This is a genomic window from Streptomyces ossamyceticus (assembly GCF_001418475.1).
Classification (GTDB): Bacteria; Actinomycetota; Actinomycetes; order Streptomycetales; family Streptomycetaceae; genus Streptomyces; species Streptomyces ossamyceticus.
This window is the reverse complement of the sequence record NZ_LIQX01000073.1, coordinates 1-8,990: the sequence shown is the minus strand read 5'-3', so window position 1 is coordinate 8,990 and position 8,990 is coordinate 1. Positions and strand designations below refer to the sequence as shown.

General features: G+C 70.3%; 9 protein-coding genes. 6 read left to right on the top strand and 3 right to left on the bottom strand.

The annotated features are described in order from the left end of the window. Positions 1 to 2: 2 nt before the first annotated feature. Together map and AOK15_RS06800 are read left to right on the top strand one after the other, a co-directional pair. Positions 3 to 785: a type I methionyl aminopeptidase gene (map, locus tag AOK15_RS06805; RefSeq protein ID WP_055513817.1), complete on the top strand. Its 783-nt coding sequence runs from the start codon at positions 3 to 5 to the stop codon at positions 783 to 785. Between the two features lie 245 nt (positions 786 to 1,030). Continuing rightward, positions 1,031 to 1,699: a biliverdin-producing heme oxygenase gene (locus AOK15_RS06800; RefSeq protein ID WP_055513815.1), complete on the top strand. Its 669-nt coding sequence runs from the start codon at positions 1,031 to 1,033 to the stop codon at positions 1,697 to 1,699. Positions 1,700 to 1,763: 64 nt separating this feature from the next. Here the strand turns inward: AOK15_RS06800 and AOK15_RS06795 are convergent, their stop codons facing one another. Then, a complete protein-coding gene (locus AOK15_RS06795; RefSeq protein ID WP_055513812.1) occupies positions 1,764 to 2,408 on the bottom strand; it encodes a PhzF family phenazine biosynthesis protein in 645 nt (214 codons plus the stop codon). Positions 2,409 to 2,709: 301 nt separating this feature from the next. Here AOK15_RS06795 and efeO point away from each other — a divergent pair, with 301 nt between their 5' ends. From efeO to AOK15_RS06775, 4 genes are read left to right on the top strand one after another with little or no spacing between them, the layout of a single operon-like run. Continuing rightward, entirely contained in the window at positions 2,710 to 3,861 is a 1,152-nt protein-coding gene (gene efeO / locus AOK15_RS06790; protein WP_055513810.1) for an iron uptake system protein EfeO, read from the top strand. Between the two features lie 22 nt (positions 3,862 to 3,883). Further along, positions 3,884 to 5,251, top strand: a complete 1,368-nt coding sequence (gene efeB / locus AOK15_RS06785; protein ID WP_079058341.1) for an iron uptake transporter deferrochelatase/peroxidase subunit — start codon at positions 3,884 to 3,886, stop codon at positions 5,249 to 5,251. 4 nt (positions 5,252 to 5,255) lie between these two features. Then, positions 5,256 to 6,131, top strand: a complete 876-nt coding sequence (gene efeU, locus AOK15_RS06780) for an iron uptake transporter permease EfeU (protein ID WP_055513808.1) — start codon at positions 5,256 to 5,258, stop codon at positions 6,129 to 6,131. After that, entirely contained in the window at positions 6,088 to 7,146 is a 1,059-nt protein-coding gene (locus AOK15_RS06775; RefSeq protein ID WP_079058340.1) for an SCO2278 family lipoprotein, read from the top strand. The genes efeU and AOK15_RS06775 overlap by 44 nt, the downstream gene beginning before the upstream one ends. Positions 7,147 to 7,186: 40 nt before the next feature. On the opposite strand, the gene AOK15_RS06770 is transcribed toward AOK15_RS06775, so the two are convergent. Next, on the bottom strand, positions 7,187 to 7,933 hold the full coding sequence (locus AOK15_RS06770) for a bifunctional DNA primase/polymerase (protein WP_055513805.1): 747 nt from the start codon (positions 7,931 to 7,933) through the stop codon (positions 7,187 to 7,189). A 212-nt stretch (positions 7,934 to 8,145) separates the two neighbouring features. After that, positions 8,146 to 8,781 (bottom strand): TetR/AcrR family transcriptional regulator, encoded by a 636-nt coding sequence (locus AOK15_RS06765; protein WP_055513803.1) that lies wholly within the window; start codon positions 8,779 to 8,781, stop codon positions 8,146 to 8,148. Positions 8,782 to 8,990 lie beyond the last annotated feature (209 nt).

Here is an 8,990-nt window from a genome sequence, read left to right as displayed (position 1 = left end):
AGATGTGTCTAAGAGCCAGCTCCCCCACCCCGTACACCGGCCCCGAGGTGCAGACGCCCGAGACGATCGAGGCGATGCGGATCGCCGGGCGGATCGCGGCCCGGGCGATGGCCGAGGCCGCCAAGCACATCGCCCCCGGCGTCACCACCGACGAGCTGGATCGCGTCGCCCACGAGTACATGTGCGACCACGGGGCCTACCCCTCCACGCTCGGCTACCGCGGCTTCCCCAAGTCGCTGTGCACCTCCGTCAACGAGGTCATCTGCCACGGCATCCCCGACTCGACCGTGCTGCGCGACGGCGACATCGTCAACCTCGACGTGACGGCGTACATCGGCGGCGTCCACGGCGACAACAACGCCACGTACTTCGTGGGTGACGTCGACGAGGAGTCGAAGCTGCTCGTCGAGCGGACCCGCGAGTCCCTCACCCGCGCCATCAAGGCCGTCAAGCCGGGGCGGCAGATCAACATCATCGGGCGGGTCATCGAGTCGTACGCCAAGCGGTTCGGGTACGGGGTCGTGCGCGACTTCACGGGGCACGGGATCAACTCGTCGTTCCACTCCGGGCTGATCATCCCGCACTACGACTCCCCGCACGCGACGACCGTGATGCAGCCCGGAATGACCTTCACGATCGAGCCGATGCTCACCCTCGGGTCGTACGACTACGACATGTGGGACGACGGCTGGACGGTCGTGACCAAGGACCGCAAGCGCACCGCCCAGTTCGAACACACGCTGGTCGTCACGGAGACAGGAGCGGACATCCTCACTCTCCCGTGACACGGGCCCCTTCCTTTCACACCCGGCCCGACCGCGGCCCCAGCCGCCCCGTGCCACCCCACCCGCCTTCGGCCCTCCCGGCCGCCGGGCGGGTTTTTTCATCTCGTCCTCATTCCAGGTGGGAGTCGTGATGATCCGGGGTAACGTTTTTACCGACAGGGAGTCGGGAACCTGTTGACTTAGGTAACCCTAACCACCGAAACTGAGCGCAGCTTCTCGTCTCCCCCTAGGCATCGGAGGCCTTCATGAACGCGTCGGTCACCTCGGACACGGCGTTCTCCACGCTCATCCGGACCGCGTCGCACGAGCAGCACACCGAGGCGGAGACCACGACGTTCATCGGCGACATGCTCGGCGGCAAACTCGGCGTCGAGGCGTACGCGCGGTACACCGAGCAGCTGTGGTTCGTCTACGAGGCACTGGAGAGCGGCGCGCGGGCGCTGGTCGACGACCCGGTCGCCGGGCCGTTCATCCAGCCGGAGCTGATGCGGCTGGCCGCGCTGGAGCGGGACCTGGGGCATCTGCGCGGCCCGCGCTGGCGTTCGACGCTCTCGGCGCTGCCGGCGACGGAGGCGTACGCGGCGCGGGTCGCCGAGTGCGCGCGGAGCTGGCCCGGCGGTTATGTGGCCCACCACTACACGCGCTATCTCGGCGACCTCTCCGGCGGGCAGATCATCCGGGACCGGGCAGAGAAGACATGGGGCTTCGAACGGAAGGGCGACGGCGTCCGCTTCTACGTGTTCGAGGACATCGCCAATCCGGCCGCCTTCAAGCGGGGGTACCGCGAGCTGCTGGACCGGGTGCGGGCTGACGATCTGGAGAAGCAGCGGATCGTGAGCGAGTGCAAGCGGGCGTTCGCCCTGAACACGGCCGTGTTCCTGGCGCTGGGCGAGGAGTTCCCCCTGTCCGCGTGAGGGCGCGGCGGAAGGGCCGAGGAGGCCCCGGTCGCCGGGACGGACCGGCGGCCGCGCCGCCACCTCATCGCTCCAGGAACACCCTTCCGCCGACCTCCACCCAGCCGTGCGGCTGCGGGGCCGTCAGGAGCTGGGATCCCGCCCCCTGGGTGATGTTCAGGGCGCGGCCCAGTTGCGCGGTGAGCTGGAGGGCGGCGGCGCCGGTGGCCTCGTCCTCGTCGATGCCGTCGTCGCGGCCGGGGAAGGCGCGGGCGCGTATGCGGCCGGCGGCCTCGTCCTCCCAGGCCCAGGCGTAGAGCCACTCACCGTGCGCCGGGACCGTGAGGTCGTCGATCTCGGCGGCGGTGCCGTACTGGCGGAAGGTGCGGGGCGGGGCCCACTCCGGCAGGGCCTCGATCCAGCTGAACTCGCCGTCCAGCCGGGCGCCGACGACACCGGCCGGGGTGACCAGTTCGGGTACGTCGAGCAGCCAGGCCGTGCCGACGCAGGGGTACCCGGCGAACGGCAGGCGCAGTGTGGGGGTGTAGATGTCGATGACTCCGCGCTCGGGGTCGTCGACGAACACGGTCTCGCTGAAGCCGAGTTTGGCGGCGAACGCCTGACGGTCGTCGCGGTCGGGCATCACGGAGCCCTCGCGGACGACGCCCAGTTCGTTGCCGTATCCGCCGCCGGGCCCGCAGAACACCCGCAGCACATCGAAGTCGGTCACATGCGGAATTGAAGCATCCCCGCGGCCGTCCAGTCGCTTCCGGACGCTTGCCGCCCGCGGTCACGCACCAGTGATGTCTCGATCACACCGAAACGGGGTTCTTGACCACGGATTGGGAAACTTGACCGGTCCTTGACCGAACTATGGGCCCTGTTTTTGGCCTCCGTGATCGGGCCGTGCTCGTACGGGCAGCGGGGCGCGGGCTTCACTGGAGGCACGGAATTTGGTGAGGTAAGCCTCAGATAACTTGGGGCAGCCTCACCTTATCTGTGTGTCCCCTGTGTCCTTCCTTGGAGCCGAAATGCGCCCCCTCAGACTGTCCTTCGTCACCGCCGCCACGACCGTCGCGGCCCTGACCGCCGTCACGGGCTGCACCGAGAAGAGCAGCGCGGGCGCGGACGGGGTCATCACGGTGACCGCGACCGACACCAAGTGCGAGGTGTCGAAGAAGGAGTTCCCGGCGGGGCACGTCGAGCTGGACATCGAGAACAAGGGCTCCAAGGTCACCGAGGTCTACCTCCTCTTCCCGGACGACCGTGTCGTCACCGAGCGCGAGAACATCGGCCCCGGCACCAAGCAGAAGGTCACCGCCGAGGTGAAGGCGGGGGACTACCGGATCGCCTGCAAGCCGGGCATGAAGGGCGACGGCATACGGCAGGACGTCACCGCGACCGGTTCCGGCAAGGTGGCGAAGCGCGACCCGCGGCTGGACGAGGCCGTGGCCTCGTACCGCAAGTACGTGCAGACGCAGGCCGACGAGACGATCCCGCTGGTGAAGGTGTTCGCCGACGCCGTCAAGGACGGCGACGTCGAGGCGGCGAAGAAGGCGTACGCGCCCTCCCGCATCGGCTGGGAGCGCACCGAGCCGGTCGCCGAGTCCTTCGGTGACATCGACCCGAAGGTCGACGTCCGCGAGGACGGTCTGGAGGAGGGCCAGGACCCGGAGAAGGACTGGACCGGCTGGCACCGTCTGGAGCGCTCGCTGTGGAAGGACGGCAAGCTCACCGACCGTGACTCCGAGCTGGCCGACCAGCTGGTGAAGGACCTGGTCGACTGGCAGAAGCGGGTCGGCAAGGCGGAGATCACCCCGACCTCCATGGCCAACGGCGCCAAGGAGCTCCTCGACGAGGTCGCCACCGGCAAGGTCACCGGCGAGGAGGAGCGTTACTCGCACACCGACCTCGTCGACTTCAAGGCGAACGTCGAGGGCGCCGAGGAGTCGTACAAGCTGCTGAAGGCCGTCGCCGCCGAGAACGACCCGGAGCTGACGAAGGAGCTCGACAAGCAGTTCACGGCGCTGAACACGCTGCTCGACAAGTACCGCGCGGACAAGACGGGTTACGACTTCGTCTCCTACGACAAGGTCGGCGAGGCCGAGCAGAACAAGCTGTCGGACGCGGTGAACGCGCTGGCGGAGCCGCTCTCGCAGCTCGCCGCGGCGGTCGTGAAGTAGCGACGGAAGAGAGTCGGCAGTCATGACGGACACCACCGAGAACACCACCGACGGCCCCGGCGGCCCCGGCGGCGCGACCGGCGACGACACCACCGCGACGGACACCACCGCGACCGGCACCGCGGGGACCGGCGCTCCGGCCGGTGACGGCTCGCGGGCGCCGTCGCGGCGTGCGCTGATCGGCTGGGGCGGTGCCGGCCTCGCGCTCGGCGCCGCCGTCGCCGGGGGCGCCGTGGCCGTGGCCCGGCCCGGCGAGGACACCGGGGAGACGGTGGCCGCGGCCGGCGGCCCCATCGCCTTCCACGGCACCCACCAGGCCGGTATCGCGACGCCGGTGCAGGACCGGCTGCACTTCGCCGCGTTCGACGTGGAGACGGACGACCGCGAGGCGTTCGTGGCGATGCTGAAGGACTGGACGGAGGCCGCGCGCCGGATGACCGCCGGGAAGGCGGTCGGCGACGGCGCGTACGGCGGTCTCGCGGAGGCGCCGCCGGACGACACCGGCGAGGCGCTGGGGCTGAAGCCGTCCCGGCTGACGCTCACCCTCGGCTTCGGGCCCTCGCTGTTCGAGCGGTTCGGGCTGGCGAAGCAGCGGCCCGAGGCCCTGGTGGACCTGCCGCGGTTCGCCGGCGACAACCTGGACCGGGCCCGCAGCGGCGGCGACCTGTGCGTGCAGGCGTGCGCGGACGATCCGCAGGTCGCGGTGCACGCCATCCGCAACCTCGCCCGCATCGGCTTCGGCAAGGTGTCGGTGCGCTGGTCCCAGCTCGGCTTCGGCAAGACCTCGTCGACCACGCCGGAGGCGCAGACCCCCCGCAACCTCATGGGGTTCAAGGACGGCACCCGCAACATCGCGGGCACGGAGACCGCCCGGCTGAAGAAGCACGTGTGGGTGGACGAGAAGGACGGGCCCGCCTGGATGGCCGGCGGCTCGTACGTGGTGGCCCGGCGCATCCGGATGCACATCGAGACGTGGGACCGGACCTCTCTGCAGGAGCAGGAGGACATCTTCGGCCGTGACAAGGGTGAGGGCGCGCCCGTCGGCAAGGCGAAGGAGCGGGACAAGCCGTTCCTGAAGGCGATGAAGCCCGACGCGCACGTACGGCTCGCGCACCCCGACTCCAACGACGGGGCGACGATCCTGCGCCGCGGCTACTCGTTCACCGACGGCTCCGACGGGCTGGGCCGGCTGGACGCGGGGCTGTTCTTCCTCGCCTACCAGCGGGACGTGCGCAAGGGGTTCATCCCGATCCAGCGCAACCTCGCCACGGACGCGCTCAACGAGTACATCCAGCACGTGGGTTCGGCGATCTTCGCCGTCCCGCCGGGTGTCCGGGACGCGGACGACTGGTGGGGCCGGGCCCTGTTCTCCTCGACGACGGAGGGCTGACGCCGTGTTCGCGAACTATCTGATCGGGCTGCGCGAGGGCCTGGAGGCCAGCCTCGTCGTCTGCATCCTCATCGCGTATCTGGTGAGAACGGAACGCCGGGACGCCCTGCGGCCCATCTGGATCGGTGTCGGCGCCGCCGTCGGTCTCGCCCTGGTGTTCGGCTGCGTCCTCGAGTTCGGCTCGCAGGAGATGACGTTCGAGGCGCAGGAGGCGCTCGGCGGTTCGCTGTCCATCCTCGCGGTGGGCCTGGTGACGTGGATGGTCTTCTGGATGCGGCGCACGGCCCGGCACTTGCGGTCCGAGCTGCACGGAAAGCTCGACGCGGCCCTCCAGTTGGGCACGGGCGCCCTGGTGGCGACGGCGTTCCTCGCGGTGGGCCGGGAGGGCCTGGAGACCTCGCTGTTCGTGTGGACGTCCGTCCGGGCGTCCGGCGACGGCACGGAGGGCCCCCTGATCGGTGTGCTGTTGGGCCTCGGGAGCGCGGTGGTCCTCGGCTGGCTGTTCTACCGGGGTGCCCTGCGCATCAACCTGTCCAGGTTCTTCACGTGGACCGGCGGCATGCTGGTCGTGGTGGCGGCCGGCGTCCTCGCGTACGGCTTCCACGACCTCCAGGAGGCGGACTTCCTGCCCGGTCTGACGGACAAGGCGTTCGACATCACGGGGGCGATCCCGCCGGACAGCTGGTACGGCACCCTGCTGAAGGGCGTGTTCAACTTCCAGGCCGACCCGACGGTCCTCCAAGTCACGGTCTGGGTCCTGTATCTGGTCCCGACGCTCGCGCTGTTCCTCGCCCCGGTAGGGTTCGCCTCCGGGAAGGGGAAGGTGAAGGTTCCTGATGAGCAGGGTTCGCGGGGTTCCGAGCACACGAAGGCTTCGTGAGGTTCGTCCGGTTCGTGTGCGCGAGGGGCGGCGCGGGCTTCGGCGTCACGGCCGTGCGGCGCTGCTGACCGCGGCGATGGCCGTGCTGTCGCTGACGGCGAGCGGGTGCGTGGTGGTCCGCGGCGATCTGGAGATCGTGCCCTCGTCGACCCGGGGCGAGGCGGCCCGGGCGCTGGAGGAGTTCACCACCGCGTACAACGACGCGGACAAGGAGTACGACCGGTCACGGGACGCCTCACGGGTGACCGGCGCCCTCGCCGACATCGACGGCGGCAAGCTCCGCTCGGGCGCGAAGATCAGCCCGAGCGGCAATCCCGACCATGTGCCGCTGAAGCTGAGCGACGTGAAGTACACGATCCCCGAGAAGGCGGCCTGGCCCCGCTGGTTCGTGGTCGACGCGGCCGCCAACAAGGGCCGGGACAGCGACCGTTGGCTGTTCGTGTTCACCCGTGACGGTCTGGACGACGTGTGGGAGGTGTCCTTCCTCACGATCATGCCCGCCTCCGACGTACCGCGGTTCAAGAAGGACGAGGACGGCTACGCGCAGGTGGTGTCCGCCGACGACCCCCAGCTGTCGGTGGCCCCGGCGGAACTGCCCGAGAAGTACGTGACGTATCTGAAGGAGGACAGCGCCCTCTTCGCCGACGGCCCGTACACCTCGCAGGAGCGCGCGAAGCGCCAGAAGAACGCGCAACGGCCGGGCATCGTGCGGCAGTACGTCGACGAGCCCCTCACGAACGGCGACTACGCGCCGGTCGGGCTGCGCACCGCGGACGGCGGTGCGCTGGTCTTCTTCACGACCCGCCACTACGAGAAGCAGACGGCCGCGCAGGGTGTGGACATCCCCGTCAACGACGCGGCGGTCAGGGCGCTGATGACGGGCGAGCCACGGCAGTCGCTGACGCTGGAGTTCGTCTCCAACCAGGCGGTCCTGGACCCGGCGCGGACGGCCTCCGACGAGCAGGTGAGGTTCCTCGGCCAGGTGGGCGGCCTCACGTCCGCGAAGGGCGAGTGACGGCGGGCCCGGTTCCCCGGGGCGGGTGACGCTCCGGGTCTCAGCCGTGCTGCGGCCAGGCCGTGTCGTCCGGTTCCCCGGCCGCGTGGCGGGCGCATTCGTCGGTGAGGATCTCCAGCAGACTCAGTGGGTCGGGCAGCGGGTGCTCCGGGCCGCGCACCCAGTGGACGGCGACGTCACCGGGGAGCCGGGCGGGCGGTACGAGGACGTAGGAGCCCCGGCAGTGCCAGCGCAGGCCGGGATGCTCGTCCATGGTCTCGGGGTGGCAGTCCAGCTCGCAGGGCCACCACTCGTCCTCGTCCTCGGGGGTGCCCCGGGTGTGGGTGAAGAACAGGAGCCGTCCGTCCTCCGCCTCGGACTCCGACTCGGCGACCGGCCCCACCTCCACCCCGGCGGCGAGCAGCCGCTCCAGGGCCTGCCGGCCGGCGGAGAGCGGTACGTCGAGCACGTCGTGGACCATGCCGGTCGCGGTGATGAAGTTGGCCTCCGGCTGGTGCCGGGCCCATCGCTCCACCTGGGCGCGATCGGTGGTGGACTGCGTCTGCCAGGCGAAGGACACCGGGTGGCGGGCGGGCGTCGGACAGCCGACGCGGTCGCAGGAGCACCGGTAGCCCGAGGGGTACGCGGCGGGCGCGAGCGGGAGTCCGGCGGCGGCGGCTGCGAGCAGCAGCGCCTCACGGCCGGCGGCGTCGGGGGTCTCGTCGAGCGGGCGGCCTGCGCGTCGGCCCCGCAGCCACTCGGAGATCCTGCCCTGCCGACCGGACCGGCCGCCGAACGTCGCGCTCATCTATCCCCTCGCCTCGCTGTGGTGCGGACAGCATGCCTCATCGTCCCACCATCCTGCGTCGCAGGGGACCGGAGCGCCCATCCGGGGTAGGTGGGGCGAAGCCGGAGCGCGGACGAGGATGGTGGGCTATTTCATGCCGTGACGGGATTTACCGCCCGCCGCGGGGCTCGATCCGGTCGGCTTGGTCACACCGGTGCGCAGAGTTGACGGTGTCAGCGGGGGGCGAGGCCGTACAGGGCGTATTCGACCAGGGCGTCCGTGTAGTCGTACGAGATGGGGCCCGTGTACTGGAGCCAGCGCTGGGCGAGCGGGGAGACGAAGAGTTCCAGGGCGATGCGCGGGTCGATGTCGGGGCGCACGGCACCCTGCTCCTGAGCCGCGCGCAGGCGCTTCACATACAGCTGGAGCTGGGGTTCGAGGAGCTTGGCGACGAATTCGGTGCCGAGCTGGCGGTTGACGACGCCCTCGGCGGCCAGGGCGCGCGAGGGGACCTCGAACTTGGGGTCGAGCAGTTCGTCCACGGTGGCGCGCAGCACGGCCTTGAGGTCGGCCTCCAGGTCCCCGGTGTCGGGGATCTCGTACTGGGCCTGCTCCCCGAGGACCTCCGGCCGGGCCGCCGCCTCCGCCGCCTGGGCGCTCAGGTCGAGGAACGCCTCCAGCAGGACGTCCGCCTTCGACGACCACCAGCGGTAGATCGTCTGCTTGCCGACGCCGGCGCGGGCGGCGATGCCCTCGATGGTCGTCTTCTGGTAGCCGACCTCGCCGACGAGGGCGAGGGCGGCGTCGTAGATGGCGCGGCGGGACTTCTCGCTGCGGCGGGTGGAGTCAGGGGCGGTCTTGTTGGCCATGTGCCGAATTTATCAGGTTGACAAGACGATACGTCTCGCCTGACAGTGGAGCGGTCGATTAGCGAGACGGAGCGTATCGTCCCGCATTTGCCTCGATGAGGAGATGGAGACCGTCATGGCCCGTGGTGGAGCAGGAAACATGCTGGGAGTGGGCGGCGCCCGCCGGAACCTGGGTCGCGAGGCCCTGCGGGGCGGAGGGCGCCGCCCAC

Coding starts and splice junctions, on each gene's coding strand:
- map (WP_055513817.1), top strand. CDS start 3: ATGTGTCTAAGAGCCAGCTCCCCCACCCCGTACACCGGCCCCGAGGTG.
- AOK15_RS06800 (WP_055513815.1), top strand. CDS start 1,031: ATGAACGCGTCGGTCACCTCGGACACGGCGTTCTCCACGCTCATCCGG.
- efeO (WP_055513810.1), top strand. CDS start 2,710: ATGCGCCCCCTCAGACTGTCCTTCGTCACCGCCGCCACGACCGTCGCG.
- efeB (WP_079058341.1), top strand. CDS start 3,884: ATGACGGACACCACCGAGAACACCACCGACGGCCCCGGCGGCCCCGGC.
- AOK15_RS06775 (WP_079058340.1), top strand. CDS start 6,088: ATGAGCAGGGTTCGCGGGGTTCCGAGCACACGAAGGCTTCGTGAGGTT.
- AOK15_RS06770 (WP_055513805.1), bottom strand. CDS start 7,933: ATGAGCGCGACGTTCGGCGGCCGGTCCGGTCGGCAGGGCAGGATCTCC.
- AOK15_RS06765 (WP_055513803.1), bottom strand. CDS start 8,781: ATGGCCAACAAGACCGCCCCTGACTCCACCCGCCGCAGCGAGAAGTCC.